This is a genomic window from Cellulomonas sp., assembly GCF_965229465.1.
In the GTDB taxonomy this organism is placed as follows: domain Bacteria; phylum Actinomycetota; class Actinomycetes; order Actinomycetales; family Cellulomonadaceae; genus Cellulomonas.
On record NZ_OZ245882.1, the window covers coordinates 452,821 to 470,992 of the forward strand.

Annotated in this window: 20 protein-coding genes and 1 pseudogene; 16 read left to right on the top strand and 5 right to left on the bottom strand. The window is 68.9% G+C overall.

Going from position 1 to position 18,172, the window contains the following annotated elements; genetic code table 11:
* Nucleotides 1-4: 4 nt before the first annotated feature.
* From ACO06A_RS02035 to ACO06A_RS02045, 3 genes are read right to left on the bottom strand one after another with little or no spacing between them, the layout of a single operon-like run.
* The gene (locus ACO06A_RS02035) at nt 5-421 is read right to left on the bottom strand and encodes a hypothetical protein (RefSeq protein WP_421734501.1); all 417 of its coding nucleotides are present in this window, start codon (nt 419-421) and stop codon (nt 5-7) included.
* Complete coding sequence (locus tag ACO06A_RS02040; RefSeq protein WP_421734502.1) at nt 414-1,031, bottom strand: hypothetical protein; 618 nt, start codon at nt 1,029-1,031, stop codon at nt 414-416. The genes ACO06A_RS02035 and ACO06A_RS02040 overlap by 8 nt, the downstream gene beginning before the upstream one ends.
* A 1-nt stretch (nt 1,032) precedes the next feature.
* Nucleotides 1,033-2,103 (bottom strand): EcsC family protein, encoded by a 1,071-nt coding sequence (locus ACO06A_RS02045; protein WP_421734503.1) that lies wholly within the window; start codon nt 2,101-2,103, stop codon nt 1,033-1,035.
* A 105-nt stretch (nt 2,104-2,208) separates the two neighbouring features.
* On the opposite strand from ACO06A_RS02045, the gene ligD reads away from it, so the two are divergent.
* Both ligD and ACO06A_RS02055 read left to right on the top strand, forming a co-directional pair.
* Complete coding sequence (gene ligD / locus ACO06A_RS02050; RefSeq protein ID WP_421734504.1) at nt 2,209-3,174, top strand: non-homologous end-joining DNA ligase; 966 nt, start codon at nt 2,209-2,211, stop codon at nt 3,172-3,174.
* Nucleotides 3,175-3,473: 299 nt separating this feature from the next.
* Entirely contained in the window at nt 3,474-4,589 is a 1,116-nt protein-coding gene (locus tag ACO06A_RS02055; protein ID WP_421734505.1) for a tyrosine-type recombinase/integrase, read from the top strand.
* A gap of 42 nt (nt 4,590-4,631) precedes the next feature.
* On the opposite strand, the gene ACO06A_RS02060 is transcribed toward ACO06A_RS02055, so the two are convergent.
* A complete protein-coding gene (locus ACO06A_RS02060) occupies nt 4,632-4,952 on the bottom strand; it encodes an excalibur calcium-binding domain-containing protein (protein ID WP_421734506.1) in 321 nt (106 codons plus the stop codon).
* Between the two features lie 102 nt (nt 4,953-5,054).
* Entirely contained in the window at nt 5,055-5,393 is a 339-nt protein-coding gene (locus ACO06A_RS02065) for an excisionase family DNA-binding protein (RefSeq protein ID WP_210767503.1), read from the bottom strand.
* A gap of 255 nt (nt 5,394-5,648) precedes the next feature.
* On the opposite strand from ACO06A_RS02065, the gene ACO06A_RS02070 reads away from it, so the two are divergent.
* The 14 genes and pseudogenes from ACO06A_RS02070 to ACO06A_RS02135 all read left to right on the top strand — a co-directional run bounded on the left by ACO06A_RS02070 (nt 5,649) and on the right by ACO06A_RS02135 (nt 17,325).
* Complete coding sequence (locus ACO06A_RS02070; protein WP_175345721.1) at nt 5,649-6,506, top strand: hypothetical protein; 858 nt, start codon at nt 5,649-5,651, stop codon at nt 6,504-6,506.
* A 204-nt stretch (nt 6,507-6,710) separates the two neighbouring features.
* The gene (locus ACO06A_RS02075) at nt 6,711-7,298 is read left to right on the top strand and encodes a hypothetical protein (RefSeq protein ID WP_421734507.1); all 588 of its coding nucleotides are present in this window, start codon (nt 6,711-6,713) and stop codon (nt 7,296-7,298) included.
* Nucleotides 7,292-8,179, top strand: coding sequence for a hypothetical protein (locus ACO06A_RS02080; protein ID WP_175345723.1), 888 nt, complete (start codon nt 7,292-7,294; stop codon nt 8,177-8,179). The genes ACO06A_RS02075 and ACO06A_RS02080 overlap by 7 nt, the downstream gene beginning before the upstream one ends.
* 160 nt (nt 8,180-8,339) lie before the next feature.
* Nucleotides 8,340-8,573, top strand: a pseudogene (locus tag ACO06A_RS02085) (SAF domain-containing protein); the annotation flags it as partial.
* Between the two features lie 75 nt (nt 8,574-8,648).
* On the top strand, nt 8,649-8,897 hold the full coding sequence (locus ACO06A_RS02090) for a hypothetical protein (RefSeq protein WP_421736119.1): 249 nt from the start codon (nt 8,649-8,651) through the stop codon (nt 8,895-8,897).
* Nucleotides 8,894-9,661 carry a hypothetical protein gene (locus ACO06A_RS02095; RefSeq protein WP_421734508.1) on the top strand — a complete coding sequence of 256 codons (768 nt, stop codon included), beginning with the start codon at nt 8,894-8,896 and terminating at the stop codon, nt 9,659-9,661. Before ACO06A_RS02090 ends, ACO06A_RS02095 begins: the two co-directional genes overlap by 4 nt.
* On the top strand, nt 9,658-11,115 hold the full coding sequence (locus tag ACO06A_RS02100) for a CpaF family protein (protein WP_421734509.1): 1,458 nt from the start codon (nt 9,658-9,660) through the stop codon (nt 11,113-11,115). Before ACO06A_RS02095 ends, ACO06A_RS02100 begins: the two co-directional genes overlap by 4 nt.
* Nucleotides 11,112-11,969 carry a type II secretion system F family protein gene (locus ACO06A_RS02105; RefSeq protein ID WP_175345726.1) on the top strand — a complete coding sequence of 286 codons (858 nt, stop codon included), beginning with the start codon at nt 11,112-11,114 and terminating at the stop codon, nt 11,967-11,969. The genes ACO06A_RS02100 and ACO06A_RS02105 overlap by 4 nt, the downstream gene beginning before the upstream one ends.
* A complete protein-coding gene (locus ACO06A_RS02110; protein ID WP_175345727.1) occupies nt 11,966-12,862 on the top strand; it encodes a type II secretion system F family protein in 897 nt (298 codons plus the stop codon). Before ACO06A_RS02105 ends, ACO06A_RS02110 begins: the two co-directional genes overlap by 4 nt.
* A gap of 24 nt (nt 12,863-12,886) precedes the next feature.
* The gene (locus tag ACO06A_RS02115; protein WP_175345728.1) at nt 12,887-13,087 is read left to right on the top strand and encodes a hypothetical protein; all 201 of its coding nucleotides are present in this window, start codon (nt 12,887-12,889) and stop codon (nt 13,085-13,087) included.
* A gap of 2 nt (nt 13,088-13,089) precedes the next feature.
* The gene (locus ACO06A_RS02120) at nt 13,090-13,482 is read left to right on the top strand and encodes a TadE/TadG family type IV pilus assembly protein (protein ID WP_210767506.1); all 393 of its coding nucleotides are present in this window, start codon (nt 13,090-13,092) and stop codon (nt 13,480-13,482) included.
* A complete protein-coding gene (locus ACO06A_RS02125; RefSeq protein ID WP_175345729.1) occupies nt 13,479-13,907 on the top strand; it encodes a TadE/TadG family type IV pilus assembly protein in 429 nt (142 codons plus the stop codon). Before ACO06A_RS02120 ends, ACO06A_RS02125 begins: the two co-directional genes overlap by 4 nt.
* A gap of 62 nt (nt 13,908-13,969) precedes the next feature.
* On the top strand, nt 13,970-14,359 hold the full coding sequence (locus ACO06A_RS02130; protein WP_210767507.1) for a pilus assembly protein TadG-related protein: 390 nt from the start codon (nt 13,970-13,972) through the stop codon (nt 14,357-14,359).
* Nucleotides 14,356-17,325 carry a LysM peptidoglycan-binding domain-containing protein gene (locus ACO06A_RS02135; RefSeq protein ID WP_175345731.1) on the top strand — a complete coding sequence of 990 codons (2,970 nt, stop codon included), beginning with the start codon at nt 14,356-14,358 and terminating at the stop codon, nt 17,323-17,325. The genes ACO06A_RS02130 and ACO06A_RS02135 overlap by 4 nt, the downstream gene beginning before the upstream one ends.
* The last annotated feature ends 847 nt before the right edge of the window (nt 17,326-18,172 follow it).

Below are 18,172 nucleotides of genomic sequence, written 5' to 3' on the forward strand. Positions count from 1 at the left end.
TCGGTCAGCGTGGGGTGACGCGGACGTACGACCTCGCCCAGGACTTGAGCCACTCCCCCATCCCGGCCTCGTTCAGCTCGATGCACATGTGCGCCTCGCCGTTCATGACCCACAACCGAGCGCCGAGCGCGTCCGAGATGCGCTTCATCCCCATCAGCACCGTGTACAGGTCTTCCCAGTCCTCGCCCGGATAGAGATCACCGCCGACCGAGGTGATGCGCCCCTCGTCGTTCCGCTCGAAGAACAACCACCACGCAGTGGAGCCGTGACGCCACCACGCCTCGGGGACCGACACGTCGTCGCAGATCCCGTCCAGCGCCGCGAGCAGCTCGTCCTCGTCGAACGGACGCAGCTTCCCCCGACGCTTCCGGCGCAGGTAGTCCTTGGCGGAGCCGTAGAAGAACATGTGATTCTCAGCCACGCGACCACTCCGTCCGGCGCACGCCGCCCTCGCGCTCCCACCACTGCCATGCCTGGTCGACCTGGTCCTCGGCCTTCTTGCTCCACGGTGTGTGGCCGGTCTTCATCAATGGGTCGACGGGATTCCTCAATGCCCTCAGGCCGGTGATGTAGACGTGATTCCATGCCGGCTGCGGGGGCCATTCTGGGTCACCTATGACGAGGACCGGCATCTGGAAGAGCTTGTCGTAGGGCCGATGTGGTTGACACGCCCAGTACGCGCGGGGAACTTGGCCGGCCAGGATGTGCTCAATCTGTGCGGCCACGTCGTCGACTAGACGGACGTACTGAGGGGTCTCGGGCTGTTCGACCCCGAAGTAGTCGACAACGGGAAAGCCGTCATCGCCCCACCAGATCGGCAGGTCATCTCGGCCGTCGGCTTCGTTTCGGGCGGCCGTGCGCATGAACCAGTCCTGCAGCTCGGGAAGGTCCGCCGACGTGCCGATCAGCGGCTCGCGCCCCGACGCCGCCCAGCGGGCCCGGAACCGTTCGAGCGCGGCCGGCCGCCCGGCGACGAACTGGTCGGTGAGGGCTAGGGCCGTCACCCGTGGCAACGCGGAGAAGGGCAGCACGTCAGCCGACGATCGCGTCGGCCTCGAGTGCGTCGCTGTCCCCGTCGACCGCCAGCGCGGCCGGCAGCGGCAGCCCGTACTTCTCGCACAGGTACCGGGTCTGGCAGAAGCGCTGGGCGTCGGCGGCCACCCTGCCGAGGGTCATCGAGTTCACGCCGGCACCGATGAGCACACCCACGTACGGCACGACCTTCGCGACGTTCTTCAGGGGCACAGTGGAGCCGGCCGGGCCGAGCTGCTTCATCAGCTTCTCGATCCCGACCAGCAGCCGATGATCGTCCCTGAGCTTGGCGGACCAGTTCTGGCGTCCCTTCACCGCGTTCCACGCGCGCGCGGTGTCGCGCAGGGGCTCGGCCTTGGCGGCCTGTGCCATGAAGGACCGCCGGACCAGCCGCTGGATGAAGACCTGCTCCTCGGGATCCTTGGCGTCGTAGCCGTAGGAGTACGCGATGCGCGAGGCGATCGAGACGCTCATGACCTGGATCACGAGGATGTCCGCCGTCAGAGCGATCGGGATCCCCGCGACCGGGACCATCGCGAGCACCCCCATGGCGCCGCCTTCGAGCGCCCCGACGGTCCGCCACGTGAGGGTGTGGAACGACAGCAGCCGGTCGCAGAACTTCAGCTCCTGCTTCCTCAGCTCGCTGAAGCTGTTGAGCTCGAGACCGCGCTTCCGGGCCAGCTTCTCCACGTTCTTGGGGTCGTTGAGCTCCTGCGCCCAGTCGTTGACCAGATCGAGCAGTGCCGCGGCGCCCTCGAGTGCCGGTCGCATGGCCGTGTTGACGACGGCGTCGCCAGCACGACGGACCGGCTTCATGATCGCCTCGGGCACCACCCCTGTAGCCCGCATCGCGGCGCCGTGCGCGGCAGCGCCGGTGCGTTCGAGCGCCGTGCCTGCCCAGTTCGGCAGCCCACGGCGGTTGTCGCGGCGGACCCAGTGCTCGTTGAGCGACTCCCACACCTGCCGGTCGTACGCGCTCATCAGGGCCGTCGGAGCGCCTCGCTCCCGCCCCTCCTGCTCGACACGCGGGTCAGGTCGTCGCGCCCCGGTCATGGCCGTCTCGTCGCTCACGACGTGTGTATCGGCACCGACCCCGTTGAACTGGATGATCGCGGCATCTGTCCCACGAGGGCTCTCACCTCGACGACGTGTGGCGCCAGCGCGCTTGAATGAGGGATGGCCCCGGAACACTCACCCGCCGTGGAGCTCGAGGTCGGGTCCCGCACCGTGCGGATCTCCAACCCCGACCGTGTCTACTTCCCCGCGAGCGGGGCGACCAAGCTCGACCTCGCCAACTACTACCTCGCCGTGGGTGACGGGATCGTGCGTGCGCTGCGGGAACGCCCGTGCATGCTGCACCGCTACCCGACGGGCGTCGCCGGGGAGAAGGTGCACCAGAAGCGATTGCCGCGCGGCGCCCCGCCGTGGATGGAGACGGTGGAGGTCTACTTCCCGCGCTTCGGCCGCACGGCCGACGAGCTGTGCGTGACCGAGCTGGCCCACGTGATCTGGGCGGTGCAGATGTCGACCGTCGAGTTCCACCCGTGGAACAGCCGCCGGGCCGACACCGAGCGCCCCGACGAGTGGCGCATCGACCTGGACCCGATGCCGGACTGCCCCTTCGACCGGGTACGTCGGGTGGCGCACGTGGCGCGGGAGGTCCTGGACGAGCTGGGCGCAGTCGGCTGGCCGAAGACCTCCGGCGGCTCGGGCCTGCACGTCTACGTCCGGATCGCGCCCGAGCACGGGTTCGCGGACGTGCGACGTGCAGCCCTCGCCTTCGCGCGGGAGGTGGAGCGCCGTGCACCGGCAGACGTCACGACCACGTGGTGGCGGCGCGACCGTGACCCCTCGCTCGTGTTCGTCGACTACAACCAGAACGCCCGCGACCACACGATCGCCTCGGCCTACTCGGTGCGCGGAACCCCCGAGGCCACCGTGTCGACGCCTCTGCGCTGGGACGAGATCGACGACGTCGATCCGCGCGACTGCACGCTGCGCACGGTCCCCGCACGCTATGCCGAGCTCGGAGACCTCCATGCCGGCATCGATGACGCGGTGTTCGACCTGTCACCGCTGCTCCGCTGGGCCGAGCGCGATGAACGCGACGGCGCCCCGGCGCCCCCGGACGACGACGGGTGAGCCGACCCGGCAACGCGTGATCGGGTGCGTCGCCCTCGTGGGTCGATCGCTCGTACGACGAAGGCCCCGACCGTGTGGTCCGGGCCTTCGTCTGATGTGTAGCGGGGGCAGGATTTGAACCTGCGACCTCTGGGTTATGAGCCGGGCGCAAGGGTGGTAGCGCCGCAGATCACGTAGGATGCAAGAATGCATCCGTGCAGGTCAGATGCCTTTTCTTGTTCGACGACGTCCGTCCAGGGTCGGGGTCGTCCGGCAACGTCTGCCCACATTCTGCCCACATCGGGGTGGCCATGGCGTGGGTGACCGAGCGGCTCGCGGACGACGGATCAACCCGGTACCAAGGGCGGTATCGCGACCCGTTCGGGCTCAAGCAGACCGTCGGCACGTTCACGACGGAGCGAACCGCCTTGCGTGCAGCCACGAAGGCAGAAGGCTCTGTCGCGGACGGCTCGTGGATCGACCCGCGCGCCGGTCGGATCACGTTTGCCGAGTACGCCATGGACGTCTGGCTGCCGGCCCGGCATCTCGAGGTGACGACGCGAGCCGGCTATCTCTCCTACCTTCGAAACCACTTCGTACCGTTCTTCGGGGCCATGCCCATCTCGCGGATCATGCCGTCGACCGTGCAGGCGTGGATCAGCGTCGCCGTCGACAAGGGCTTGTCCCCGAGGTCGATCGGCAAGTATCACGTGATGCTGCACTCGGTCTTCGCCCGCGCTGTGCGCGACCGCCTGCTCGCATTCAACCCGTGCGAGGACACCGAGCTGCCGAAGGTCGTCGCGAGGAAGGGGCGCACCCTCACGCCCGAGGAGTTCGCCTCGGTGCTTGACGAGATCCCGTCGCGGTTTCGAGCGCTCGTCATGACGGACATCGAAACCGGCCTCCGGTGGGGCGAGCTCGTCGCGCTGCGGCCCCGACACCTCAACTTCTTGCGCAAGACCGTGACCGTTGAGGAGACCATCGTCGAGGTGTCGCGGAAGGACTCGCCGACCGGCGAGCGGATGATCGTGAAGCCGTACCCGAAGAACGACGTGTCGCGAACGCTGCGTGTATCGCAGGACCTCTTGGACGTTCTGGCCGAGCGGATCGCGGAGCTCGGGCTCGGGCGGGACGACCTGCTCTTCCCATCTCGGGAGATCGCCGGGGGGCAGCCGTTGTCGCGTGCGACCTTCAACACGCGCTACTGGCGACCCGCCGTCCAGCGATCCGGCGTGGACTTCAACGTCCGGATGCACGACCTGCGACACGCGCACGCTTCGTGGCTACTAGCGGGCGGCGCGGACCTCAAGTCCGTGATGGAGCGGATGGGACACGCGCAGATCATGACGACTCAGAAGTACCTGCACACGCTGCCGGACGCGGATGACAAGGCGCTGGCTGCGTTCGAGTCGATTCGGTCGAGACCCGCTCGATAGCAGCCATGCACCCGGCCTTGCTGCCGCGACCACCTACCGCCCCTAGCTCTCGCAGACCACGCCGTCGCCGTCGCGGTCCTGGTACCAGTCGTACTCCGGGTCGACGCCCTGCGAGTAGTTCCCGTAACCGGCTGCGACCGCTTCCTTGCATGTCCCGAACTGCGGGTCGGCCGCCGGCACCGGAGGCACAACGGGCGCAGGCTCTTCGGCTGCAGGAGCCTCAGCCGGCAGCTCGACGACTGGGACCGGCTCGGCCTCGGCCGGCTGGGTCTGGATCGGCTCCGGCGCCGCGACGGTCTCCTCAACCACGGGGGCCGGGGTTGGCTCGTCGACAGGGCTTTCCTCGCATCCGGCGAGCAGCACTGCACACACCGCTAGCGCGAGACTCGCAGCCCTTGTCCTCATGGCTCTGCATCGCCACGGACGACCGCCGACTTGAGAGATTCGACCCGCGCCGCTGCGGGACTACCTATCCGTTCCGTCAGCGCGCCGTTGCGTGGAGGCGGTAGCGCCTGTACTGCTCGGTCTGGAATCTGCGCGGGTCCTAGCGACGAACGTCTCGAGTGCGTCGATTGGCACCTTGTGGAGTCGGCCGATATGGATGGACTCAACCTGGCCGGATCCAAGGAGCTCGTACATGAGGCTGCGGCCAACGCCGAGGCGCCTGGCGGCCTCGACGACCGTCAGCAGGATGCGGTCATCGGGCTCCATGCTCACGTTGATGACGTGCTCCTCCACGGTCGCCTTCCGACCGCGACGACTGCTCGCAGCAGCTACGCGGACGAGTTGCGTGGGTGCGGACATCTGCGGACCTCCTCGTTCGTGCTGGGATGCCAACGGTCCTCCCTTCCGATAGACCGCTTGATGACGGGCTGCCTGACCTCGGCACTTACTGCGCTCTACATCGCGATGACGCCGCAGTAACGGGTACGCCGCGCGGAAGCAGAGCTGCTGCGTCCGCTGACGCGACGGTGACGTCGCCACCCCGTCCGGGTCGTCATCGCCATGTCTATCGCTCGTGAGGAACGTCGCCGGTGATCCAGGACATCGGAGGCGATGATGACGGCCAACAAGAGCGATCCCGGCGAGCAGGCCGAGCCGGTTAGGCGAACGAAGGCGTGCCTCCTGCGCATGCTGGAGTCGATTGACCAAGAAGGGTGGGACGGTCCGACGGGGACGCAACTGCTGCAGTTCGTCCGTGTCGACCTCGCCCGTCCGCTCGCAATCGATGCCGGGCTGCGCGGGCTGGCCGCCTCTCAGGGCGAAGCGTCGGCGTGGCAGGCAGCGTGGATCGCGATGACGCGACCCGGGCTGCGCGACGCGAAGTCTCCATGGGGCGTCATCTGGCGCGCCGCCCAGCGCGCGGCACTGGGCGAGGTCCTGTCGGCGAGGTATGGAAAGGACGAGCGCCGCGCGTTGGAAGTCTGGGCCGCCCACGCCGACCGACGGACGCTCGCGCCGGTGAGTCTCGACTCTCTCAGGACAACCGGGTGGGACTCGACGGCCCTACTTTCGCCTGCGGAGTCGGTCGATCTAGACGACGTCATCGCATCGGCTGGACACGCCCTGGTCGACGTCGGTTGGTCGAAGCAGGATGCGGTGCGAATAGTCGCGGCCGTGACCGAGCTCCCCGACGCGGCCACGGATCCGCGTAGCGGAGCCCTTGGATGGCGAAGGATGGCGACCACGCTCGGCGTTCCTCCGTGGCAAGCCCGCCGGCTCTGCGTTGTTCTGCGGGGGACGACGTCGTGGCGCGGTTTGTTCGCCAGGATCATCACCGAGGGTCCCGGAGCTAGCCGCTCTCCGGCGATGCTCGCGGCCCTCCGGTCGACTCGCGTCCGCAACCATCGCTCGCCCGTCCTGGCTGCTGAACGTGCTGTTGCCACCCAGGCTCATCAACAGCACGCTCCACGCTGAAGTCTGTCCACAGATCACACGGTGACGGCACGCGTCTTGCTCCATATCGTGCATACCTGCATGTATGGGCGATGTCAGAGTCACGAAGTGCGCGCACAGAAGGGGGTGCGCAGTTGACTCGTCTGGGTGTCCAATGGGCGTTCCGACGCTGTCGTCGAGCGGTTCTCGCGTGAGCGGGCGCCGCACAGGGGCGGGTGTTTGCCGATGAGAAGTCGACAGATCACCAAGGGGGCCGCGACTGCCGCAGGGCTGATCGTCGTCGCGACCCTTCTCGGCGCGTGCACGGAGCCCGACCAGACTCAGACGCCCAAGCCGTCGAACTCCTCTGTCGCGCCGACCCTGACACCAAGTTCCACCCCGTCGGTCGACCCGACGATCGCTGCGGCGGAGGCCGCGATTCTCGAGGCGTACCAGGGCTACTGGGACGCGAAGGTGGCGGCGTTCGCCGATCCGACGAAGGACCCGGGTCCAGAGCTCGAGCAGTTCGCCGTCGACAAGGCATTCGCCGACGTAGCCTCAAGCGTCTTCACGTTCCGCGACTCAGCTATCCACGTCAACGGCCGACCGGTTCTGACGCCGACCGTCTCGAACATCGTCGTCGGGAGCGAAGGCACCGCCACGATCACCGATTGCGTCGACGGCACGAACTGGCAGCCCGTGTACACGTCGACTGGCGAGTCGGCCGCGGCGCCGGGTCAGGCACAGAAGCTGCTGACCACGTCGACCGCCTACTTCTACGTCGACCATTGGACGATCCGAACCTCCAACGTCGACCGGAGTGCGCCGTGCTGACGGCTCTCGTCGGTCTTGCCATCCTCGGCACCAGCGTCGGCGGGATGCCCGGCGGAGTGACCTGTGCACCCAACACGACGTTCTGCGTGATCGAAGTCCAGAACCCGGGTCAGCCCGGCACTCCGACCGACCCCGGCGGGGTGGGCAGTTCGGTCCGTCACTGCACTGTGTCGAGCACCGGCAGGGAGGTCCCGTGCCAGGGGCCACTGGGGTGGTTCAACGACGGCGACGACTGCTACTGGCGCAAGCTCGAGCACCAGCCGGCCGAGACCGACGTCATCTGGGGAGGGCGCTATCCGGAAGGCGCCATCTACGCGGTCTCGTGCGCCGCCACCCATCCAGGCGGGACCGACGGTTGGGTGTGGGCCCCAACCGAGCCGCCCGGTTACGGCAGCACGGCCGTCTCGCCCGCTCAGCTGGCGCAGGAGGCGGTAGCGCACCTCGGTCTGACCGGGCCGGCGATCCGGATGACGATCGAGGGCGACGAGATGGGCTTGGTCGGGGTTCCGTTGTGGTTGTGGACCGAGGTCGGTCCGACGACGTGGGGCCCGAACTCGGCGACCGCCTCGGTCCCGGGGTTGTCCGTGACGGCCACGGCGCAGGCCCGGCAGATCGTCTGGGACATGGGCGACGGACGTACTGAGACTTGCAAGAACGCTGGCACGCCGTACTACACGGGCGGAGTCACGTCGCCTACGTGCCAGCACATCTACGAGCAGTCCTCTGCCGGGCAGGCCCATGAGGCATTCCCGGTCACCGCAACGACGACGTGGGACGTGACGTGGACCGGCGGTGGCGCCTCGGGTGCACTGACGGTCACACGGCAGTCGACGGCGAGCGTGCGCATCGGCGAGATGCAGGTGCTCATCACCCAGGAGTAGTTACCGGCGGCGCGCCCGCCTGCAGGGGGAGGTTGCCATGACGGCAACGAGTGAGACGACCAAGCTCAATGGATCGCCGGCACGCGCCGAGCTGCGGGCTCCGAACGTTGCCCCTCCTCGGGGGAGGCGCCGTCCGGCGTTCGTGATCGCGGGTATCGCGATGGTGGTGATCGGTGCCCTCGCGGCCGTCTGGTTGGTCTCCAGTACGGGACACCGCACCGACGTGGTCGCACTGGCACGAGACGTTCCCTACGGGGCGACGATCACCGCCGACGACCTGACGACGACGGCCGTCTCAGTCGACTCGACCGTGCCAACTGTCCCTGCCAGTGAGGCTCGCGACGTCGTCGGTCAGATCGCCGGACGCGCGCTGTCGGAAGGGTCGCTCCTTGCTCGGTCAGACGTCACGTCGGACGGCATCGTGGGACCTGGGGAAGTACTGGTCCCGCTGCCACTGACGGTAGAACGGGTGCCAGCGGGCGGGCTGGCGGCGGGTGAGGACGTGCTGGTCGTCGATGCTCCACCTCAGGGCGCCGATCCGGTGGTCGGCACGCCCCAGTCGTTCCGGGCCACGGTCGCGCGGGTGGGAGTACCGGACATCAACGGCCTCATCGTGGCAGATCTGGTCGCCGACGCCGCGGACGGGCCGGCCCTCGCTACCCGGGCCGCGACCGGCCGGTTCGCCATCGTCGTGCTCCCCGCCGAGGAGTCGAAGTGAGCATGCTCGCGGTGTGCTCCGCGCACGGCGCACCTGGGGCAACGACTACGGCGCTCGCGATGGCGTGGTCGTGGCCACTCGCCCATCCCAGTCGCCGCGTTCTGCTCGTGGACGCGGATCCCGCCGGGTCGGGGCTGCTCACCGGACTTTTTCAGGCTGGAGTGGCACACACGGTGGGGATCCTCGCGATCGCCGCGCGACGGGCACCGGTGACCGCCGAGTACGTCGTCGAGTGCGCCGTGGCGCTCGACGCGAACTCCGCACGGATGGTCGTCCCCGGCATCGCCGAACCGCTGCAGGGCCGGCCACTGGCCGGCACCTGGAACGCGCTCCGAGAGGCAGCCCGCGAGCTCGGCCAGCTCGGCGTCGACGTGGTGGTCGACATCGGGCGGCTGGGTCACCGGTACGAGCCCACACCCATGATCGACGAGGCCGACCTCGTCGCCGTCGTCCTGCGCGGTGATCTCGCCTCAGTAGTGCCGGCCGCGGCAGCCGTGCGCGCGTTGCGCGCAGCTCGCTCGGGTCGAGTGGCTCCCGTGGCGCTCGTGATCGGTGGCGGCTACTCCCCCGCCGAGATCAGCGAAGCTCTTGACGTGTCGAGCACCCTGTCGGTGGCGCGCGACGATTGGGCAGCAACCGCCCTCAGTTCTGGCGTCGCCAGCGGGTGGCGCTTCGACCGCTCACCCCTGCTGCGCTCGGCGCGCAGCGTCGTCGAGCGCCTCTCGCAACTCGCACCAGACCCCCGGCCGGCGGTGCTCTCGTGACCGGCCTCGGCGAGTCCACCCGAGAGTGGGTTCCGCACACCCGGTCGAACGGGTTCGGCCCGTCGGGAATTCACCTGGGTACCGCCACCGGCCCTGTGCTGCCCGCACCCGATCTGGTGATCGTTCGGGAGGTACGCCGGGCTGTCGCGGATCGCCTGGCCGAACGCCTCCAGGCGCAGCACGTCGACTCCCCCGACGCCCGACGCGAGCTGGCCCGTTCCCTTGTCGCGGCGGAGTTGTCTGAGCGTGGACGGGAACGGGTGCGTCGCGGGGAAGACCCGTGGTCGATCGATCTGGAGATGGTCACCTCACGCGCTGTGATGGCCGCGCTCTTCGGGTTGGGCCGTCTCCAGCCGCTGATCGACGACCCGACCGTGGAGAACATCGAGGTCGACGGGCACGACAGCGTCTGGGTGTCCTACGCCGACGGCCGTGACGAACGCGTCCCGCCCGTCGCGGACTCAGACTCCGAGCTCATCGAGATCCTGCAGCTGCTCGCCGCCCGCACTGGCAACGCCGAGCGAACCTTCTCCTCTGCCCACCCGGCCCTGCATCTGCGACTCGAGGACGGGTCACGGCTCGCGGCGGTGGCGTGGACGACCCCGAAGCCCCATGTCGTGATCCGTCGCCACCGGGTCCGCGACATCGACCTCGACGACCTCATCGACCTGGGCACCCTCGACACCGTGCTCGCGCAGTTCCTGCGGGCGGCCGTCCGAGCGGGCAAGAACATCGTGGTCACCGGGTTGCAGAACGCGGGCAAGACGACCTTGATCCGCGCCTTGGCCAACGAGTTCGCCCCGATGGAGCGGTTCGCCACCATCGAGAAGGAGTACGAGCTCCACCTGCACGACCTCCCCGATCGCCACCCCCGCGTGGTCGCTCTGGAAGCGCGGGAAGGGTCCGCTGAGAAGGACACCGCCGGCCGGCGGGCAGGAGAGATCACCTTGTCGGATCTCGTCGTAGATGCGCTGCGGCTGAACCTGCGGCGAATCATCGTCGGCGAGGTCCGCGGCCCCGAGGTCCTGCCGATGCTCGAGGCGATGTCGACGGGGGACGGATCGCTGTGCACACTGCACTCACGCTCAGCCCAGCACGCCGTCGACCGGATAGTCACTCTGTGCCTGTCGGCGGGGGTCTCGATGACCGACGCATTCGCCTACCGGCTCCTGGCCGGGTCGGTCGACCTGTTCGTCCATATCGAGCTCGTCGACGAGACAGCGACAGGCGGGCGCCGACAGCGGTTCGTGTCTCAGGTCGTGGAGATCGCCGGCCTCGGTGAGGGCAACCGGCCGGCGACCACCACGGTGTTCGGCCCCGGCCCCGACGGGCGTGCAGTACCCCAGCATCGCGCGCAATGCCTCCCCGATCTGGCGCGGGCCGGGTTCGACCCGTCGCTGCTGGACTACCGAGCTGGCACGTGGGCAGACCTGCGGGACGGAGGACGGCGATGACCCCGATGCTCGCTGCCCTCATCGGCGCGCTCGTGGTCGGCGGCGTGCTCGTCGCGGCGATGGGGCTGCGTCGCTCGCAGCCCGCACAGCCGAAGCCCAAGCACCCTCGGAGCCGCCCCGTGGAGGGCTGGTGGGGACGGTGGCGGTGGCTGGTCGCCGCTGCAGCCGGACTGCTTGCCTGGGCGATCACCCGCTGGCCCGTGGCCGCCGTGATCGTGCTCGCGGCGGTCGTCGGTCTGCCCTACCTGCTTGGGTCGGCGAAGGTCGCGGCCCGAGCGATCGACCGGGTCGAGGCCATCGAAGAATGGACCCGGCGCCTCGCCGATGTGCTGGCCACAGGCGTTGGCCTCGAGCAGGGCCTTCTCGTCTCGGCCAGCACCTGCCCGCCACAACTGACCAAAGAAGTGGGTGCGTTGGTGGCGCGGATCTCCGCACGCTGGCCGACCGACCAGGCGCTGCGGGCGTTCGCCTCTGACCTGAACGACGCGGCTGGCGACTTCGTCGTCGCGTCCCTGCTGCTCGCGTCCCGGCGCCGAGGACCCGGGCTGAGCGGTGCGCTCACGGCTGTGGCTGGGTCCGTGGCTGATGAGGTGGGTGCGCGGCGCAAGGTCGAAGCCGAACGTGCGCGACCCCGTTCCACCGCCCGCCTGGTCACGCTCATCACGCTCGGCGTCGCCGGGTTGTTGATGCTGAACGGTTCCTTTCTGCAGCCCTACGGGGACGGGCTGGGCCAGCTCGTTCTCGCGGCGATCGCGGCCGCATTCGCCGGGTGCCTGCTGTGGGTTCGGGCGCTGACCCTGACCCCGCCGGTGCCCCGGTTCCTGACTGCGCCTGAATCCGGGGGCGCGTTATGACGGTGTGGGTTGTGCTGCTCGTCGGGGCGATGGTCGGCGCCGGACTCGTCGTCATCGCGGCCGGGCTCGCACCAGCCCGCCCCGACCTCGCAGCGGCGGTCGAGAGGCTTCTTCCCTCCGCGGGTGGGAGTCGCGCCAGCGACCCGACCCGCTTCGCGGGGCGGTGGGGCGCTGCCGGGCGAACGGTGCTGCCCCAGGCTGTGCAGACGTTCGGGCTGCGCCGCTACGCCGCCGACCTGCACATGCTTGCCCAGCAGCCCGAGGACCTCGCCGCCCGCAAGATCGGGTACGGACTCATCGGACTGCTCTTCCCGGCCATGCTGTCCGCACTCCCTCTTGCCGGCGGCACACAGCTGCCGCTCGCCGTTCCTGCTGTCGCGGGGCTGGCCCTGGGTGGCGTGCTCTTCATGCTCCCGGACCTCAACCTGCGTACCGAGGCAGCCGCGGCCCGGGCATCCATGCGCGCGGCAACATGCGTATTCCTCGAGTTGGTCGCGATGGAGCGCATCGCCGACGCCGGACCCACCGAAGCTCTCGACCGCGCAGCCGCCATCGGCGGATCCGCCGAGTTCGCTCGCATCCGCGACGCACTCCTGCGTGCCGAGCTGGCCGGCGAACCCTCCTGGACCGGACTGAACCACCTCGCTCAGACCACGGGCGTCACCGAGCTCGGCGACGTGGCCGACATCATGCGCATCGCCGGTCAGGACGGCGCCGCCGTCTACGCCACGCTCCGCGCCCGTGCCTCGTCACTGCGCACGCAGCTGCTCACCACCGCGACCGCGAAGGCCAACGCCGCCTCCGAACACATGGTTGTGCCCGTCTCCTTGCTCGGCCTGTGCTTCATGGCCCTGCTCGGCTACCCCGCCTTCGTGCGGATCCTTCTGAGCTGAACGCCCTGACGATCGGAGAACGACATGGACACCCTCGTGATGCTGACCTTCCTCAACGGCTACATCACCAGCGCCCGACACCGGATTCGCGACCACTCCGGCGGCGACGCCGGAGCGTCCACCCTCGAGCTCGTCATCATCATCCTGGGCCTGATCGCCGTCGCCGGGGTCCTCGTCGTTGCCGTCACCGCGGCAGTGCAGCGCCGCGTCGACCAGATCACCTGACCATGCGTGACCATCGGGACACCGGATCGGCCAGCATCGAACTGGTCATCCTCTTCCCAGCCCTTCTGTTGCTGATCACCGCGATGATCCAGTACGCCCTCTGGTTCCACGCCCGATCCCTCGCACTGGCCGCAGCCCAAGAGGGCGTCGCGATCGCTCGCTCCTACGGCGCTAGCCCCGAGGCAGGCCGGGAGACCGCGCTGGCGTTCATCCGTGACCACGGTGCCGACACCCTGACCGAGGCGACCGCGGTCGCGTCTATCCCTGGCCCCGAACACGTGCAGGTCGTCGTATCCGGGCGGTCATTGTCGGTGCTTCCTGGTGCAGCGGGGATCCGGGTGACGCAGTCGGCCGACGGCCCGCTGGAACGCTTCACCACGGCAGGCGCCCCATGAATTGGTCGTGGCTGCGTGCCGACGAGCGTGGATCGATCACCGTCGAGCTCGCGATCCTCACCCCGGTCCTGATCCTGTTGCTTGGTGCCCTCGTGCTCGCCGGGCGGATCCAGACCTCGGCGAGCAGTGTCGAGCAGGCGGCCAGGTCGGCCGCCCGCGACGCGTCACTCGCCCGCACCCCCGACGCGGCTCGGGCGGCGGCTGTCGCCGCGGCCGCCCGCGAGTTGGCGACGACGGCCTGTGCCGCAACCACTGTCGACGTGGACACCTCCGGTTTCTCGACCCGTATCGGTCAGGACGGAATCGTGACCGCGACCGTCAGCTGCACCGTGAGCATCGCCGACCTCGCGGTCCCCGGACTGCCCGGCGCACGCACGATCACCGCGCAGGCGACCTCACCACTGGACAGGTACCGCACCCGATGAACGCCCTCATCCACCGCCTACGAACACCCGCACCGACCGACCCGGAGTCGGGCTCGGTCACCGTGTTCGTCGCGATCAGCGTGCTCGGACTCCTTCTCCTGATCGGCCTCGTGGCAGACGGTGGCGCGAAGCTGCGCGCCACCCAACGCGCCGACTCGATCGCCGCCGAAGCCGCCCGCGCAGGCGGGCAAGCCCTCGACCTGCCCGGCGCCATCGCCGGATCCGGCGTGCGAGTGGACCGCAGCATCGCCGTCGCCGCCGCGACCACGTACCTACGCCAGAGCGGGCGGGACGGGACCGTGACGGTCAGTGACGACCGGACCCGCCTGGTCGTCACCGTCACCGCGACAGCCCCGACCGCGTTCCTCTCCCTCATCGGCATCACCAACCTGACCGTGACCGGGCACGCCGAAGCCTCACTCATCGAAGGCATCACCGGAGGTGGCACATGACCACAACCCGCACCCGCACCCACCGGGCCGCTGACCTGCTTCGCGCTCTGGGGGCTGCCGTCGTCCTGGTCCTCTTCGTCGTGGGCGCACCGATCGCGCTGATCGGCCTGGCACCGGTCCATCTGCCCGACGCCGTCCCGACCCTCGGCGAGCTCGGGGATGCCCTGACGTCTCCCGATGACGGATCGCTCCTCTTCGCGACGCTGGCCGTCATCGGCTGGGTCGCCTGGGCCGCGTTCACCCTCAGCGTCGTCATCGAAGTCGTCGCCGGTATGCGACGAATGACGGCGCCGTCGATCCCGCTGCTCGGGACGGCGCAACGTGCGGCGTCCGGGCTCCTGACCACCGCGGCGCTCCTCGTCACCCTCACGTCGACCACCGCCGGAGCATCACCCGCAGCAGCCGCGTCCTTCACCGTCGCCTCCGCGCAGCGGGCGGACGACGACGCCCCGATGACGAGCCGCACCCAGCAAGCAATGACGCCCCGCGTCACGCCCGACCTCGTTCAAGCCAATGACCCGGCGATGACGGACCACGCCACAACGCCACCAGCGGCCCCCCAACGCACGCCGTCCGTCACCGTGCAGCGCGGCGACACCCTGTGGGACCTCGCCGAGCGTCACCTCGGATCAGGAACCCGCTTCGCGGAGATCCGCGACCTCAACCTCGGACGACCCCAGGTGGACGGGCGCGCCCTGCAGGATGCCGACTGGATCTACCCGGGCTGGACCCTGCTCCTGCCCGCCGACGCCACCGGCACACCAGCACCCGACGCACCCACGACACCCGAACCATCCTCAACGACGGTCATCGTGCAACCCGGGGACTCCCTGTGGAGCATCGCAGGCCAGCACCTCGGTGACGGCGGACGCTTCACCGAACTCGCCGCCCTCAACCTCGGCCGAACCCAACCCGACGGGGCGACCATGACCGACCCGAACCTGATCCACGCCGGCTGGCACATCATCCTGCCCGGCGCCAGCAATGAGCCGAGCCTGACCGCCCCCGCCCCTTCGGCCGCGCCGTCACCGGCGCCGGCTCTCGTCGAGGATGTCGCGCCCTCTCCTAGCGAGTCGCTCACAGAGGTGACCCCGCAGCCCGGGCCTGAGCGAGAGGCGGCGGTCATACCTGTCCCGAAGACCGCCGAGCCGCGACCCTCCGGAGTGCACGCCGAGCGCAACACCAACCCCGCTTCGTACTTCGCCGGGTTCACCGCCCTCGCCGCGGCCGGCGTGATCGGCGAGATCACCCGCCGTCGGCACCTGCAACGCCGTGCCCGCCGCGTCGGCGAGTCGATACCGCTGCCCGAACCGGGGTCGCCCGAAGCGAGCACCGAAAGAGCACTGCGCTCGGCCCCAACCCCCGTCACCATCCCCCACATCCAGACCGCGCTGACCAACCTCGGATGCCGCTGCTACCAAGCAGAACGTGACCTGCCCCGCATGGGCGCGCTCACCCTCGACGAGCACACCGTGACCCTGCACCTGCTCGAGGACGACGCCGAGCCAGTCGCGCCGTTCACCACTCGCGGCGCGCGCACCTGGAGCGCCACCACGTCCGACATCGCAGCAGAAGCGCCGATCGAGGACAGCGAGCTGTGCGTCCCCTACCCCGCACTCGTCACCCTCGGGCACACCGAGGACGCCACCCTCATCCTCAACCTCGAAGCGGCCGGAACTCTGGCGATCGTGGGCGACCACGAGCAAGCCGAAGCCGTGCTGCGCGCCATGGTTGTGGAACTGGCGACGAGCGACCTCTCCGGCCAGCTTTGCGTTGAAGCCGACGAACGGTTCACCCAGCTCGCGGAGGCGTTCGACTTCGTCCGCCTGCACACCACCGACGACCCTGGTCCCGCGCGCTCTCGACACACCAGGCAGGTCGCCGACGTCATCGCCGACTCCGGGATCGACGACACCCTCCAGGCCCGCTCCGACCGCCTCCTCGAAGACACCTGGCTGCCCGTCATCTATGTCGAACACGAACCTAGGGCCTCGGCTCCCGCCACGCCTTGGTCCGCCACCATCCTCATCACCCGTGCACCTGTCGACGGAGCCTGGACGCTGGAACTCGATAGCCGTGGAACAGCAAGGCTGTCGCCACTCGGCATCAAGGTTCAGCCGCAACGGCTCGCGCCTGAGCAACTCGAGGTGATGCGCTCCCTACTCCTGACGTCTCTTCCTCCCTCGCTCGACGCGTCGCACCACCAGCAGCCCGATGCGACGGCCGACATCGCGGCGATGGCAGCGGTACGTCAGCCTGACGTCGTAGAGACGGACGGCGACACCGAACCGACGCTCCACATCAACGTGCTCGGCCCGATCCAGATAACCGGGCTCACCAATCCCCGTGCACCACTGAGTCCGCGCATGCAGGAGCTTCTCGTCTACCTCGCGCTGCGCGGACCAGCGTCCGGACCCGCACTAGACGAAGTGCTCTGGGCCGGAGCACGCGTGGCCCCCACGACACGCAACGCACTCATCTATCGGACGCGTGGTCGCGTCGGAGAGGACGTTCTACCTCGCCTCGAGGGCGAGTCAACATTTGCCCTGGGACCAGGAGCATCCACGGACTGGCTCCAGTTCCAGCGACGCCTGACCCGAGCACTCAATGGCCCGGATACCGAGCGCATCGACGCCCTCAGTTCAGCGCTCGAGCTCGTGCGCGACCGGCCGTTCCTCGGCATCGGCGGCGCCGACTACACCTGGGCTGATCACGACATCCAACAGATGATCTCCACCATCGCCGACGCCGCCCACGTCCTCGCCCGACTCCAGCTCGACGCCGGTCGACCCCGCGACGCTCTCCACACGGCGACTCTCGGACTCCTGGTCGAGCCCTACTCCGAGCAACTGCAGGACGACGCGATCAACGCCACGGAAGCCAGCGCCGGAGCGCAAGCAGCCCGGCACCTCCGTGAGCGCTTCAACGAACAACTAGTGCGCCTCGATCCTGAACTGTCCGCATAGCAGGGCTTGCTGCCGGAGCGGCGTCTCGCTGGGTTGCCGATTGCGGACGCCGCCCTGGCGGGTGGAGGTCTGGCGCGGCCACCACCCTCCCGGCCTCGGAGGTTTGCCGGTACGAGCGGCCTTCCCACTCGGAACCGGCGAAAGGGTCGCGCAAGCGCGCGGCACAACAATCCGACCGCTTCACCCACGGTCCACTCGATCCACGCCGCGCTGAGAACGACCGTCCGCGACCACCAGCTGCAGGACCGCACAAACCTCCAAGAGTGTGGATTCACGCTTACGGGGGTTCTTCGTCGCGGTGCGGCCTGCCAGCTCCGCAGCGCGCTACGGTCGAAAGAGGCACAACGTCGTGTCGAAGGCAACCGAGGAGTATCGCGATGCCGTACTACTGCGTAAATCGGAACGCCCAAAGCGGTACCGGGGACCACGAGGTGCACGACGTCAACTCGACAAAGGGGTGCCTACCCGACGTGGCTAGCAGGCTAGACCTCGGATTCCAGACGTCGTGTCGCGGGGCGGTTGTGGAGGCGAGGCGGCACTACGACGACGTCAATGGTTGCTACTGGTGCGCGAACGACTGCCACACAACTTAAGCAAGAGCGCTCGGGACGACCTAGATCACGTTGACGTCGCTGGACCGCTACGAGGCGATCGGCCAAACACCCCGAGTGTCCTCTGCCGCTGGGTCCAGAGCGGCGTCAGACGCAAACTGCTTCCACCCAGCGCGTGTGCGGCCTGCTCGGGTGCCGGTGAAACACATCCGGTGGTCCGTCCGGAGTCTTGACCCGACATAAGGGCAAGCCGGCGAGCATCTACGGGTCCACATTGCCCAGGAGCATCTTCGTCA

Bases quoted from the DNA above. Each gene is read 5' to 3' on its own strand.
- ACO06A_RS02115 (WP_175345728.1), top strand. From the start codon at position 12,887: ATGGACACCCTCGTGATGCTGACCTTCCTCAACGGCTACATCACCAGC.
- ACO06A_RS02075 (WP_421734507.1), top strand. From the start codon at position 6,711: ATGAGAAGTCGACAGATCACCAAGGGGGCCGCGACTGCCGCAGGGCTG.
- ACO06A_RS02065 (WP_210767503.1), bottom strand. From the start codon at position 5,393: ATGTCCGCACCCACGCAACTCGTCCGCGTAGCTGCTGCGAGCAGTCGT.
- ACO06A_RS02070 (WP_175345721.1), top strand. From the start codon at position 5,649: ATGACGGCCAACAAGAGCGATCCCGGCGAGCAGGCCGAGCCGGTTAGG.
- ACO06A_RS02135 (WP_175345731.1), top strand. From the start codon at position 14,356: ATGACCACAACCCGCACCCGCACCCACCGGGCCGCTGACCTGCTTCGC.
- ACO06A_RS02110 (WP_175345727.1), top strand. From the start codon at position 11,966: ATGACGGTGTGGGTTGTGCTGCTCGTCGGGGCGATGGTCGGCGCCGGA.
- ACO06A_RS02105 (WP_175345726.1), top strand. From the start codon at position 11,112: ATGACCCCGATGCTCGCTGCCCTCATCGGCGCGCTCGTGGTCGGCGGC.
- ACO06A_RS02120 (WP_210767506.1), top strand. From the start codon at position 13,090: ATGCGTGACCATCGGGACACCGGATCGGCCAGCATCGAACTGGTCATC.
- ACO06A_RS02125 (WP_175345729.1), top strand. From the start codon at position 13,479: ATGAATTGGTCGTGGCTGCGTGCCGACGAGCGTGGATCGATCACCGTC.
- ligD (WP_421734504.1), top strand. From the start codon at position 2,209: ATGGCCCCGGAACACTCACCCGCCGTGGAGCTCGAGGTCGGGTCCCGC.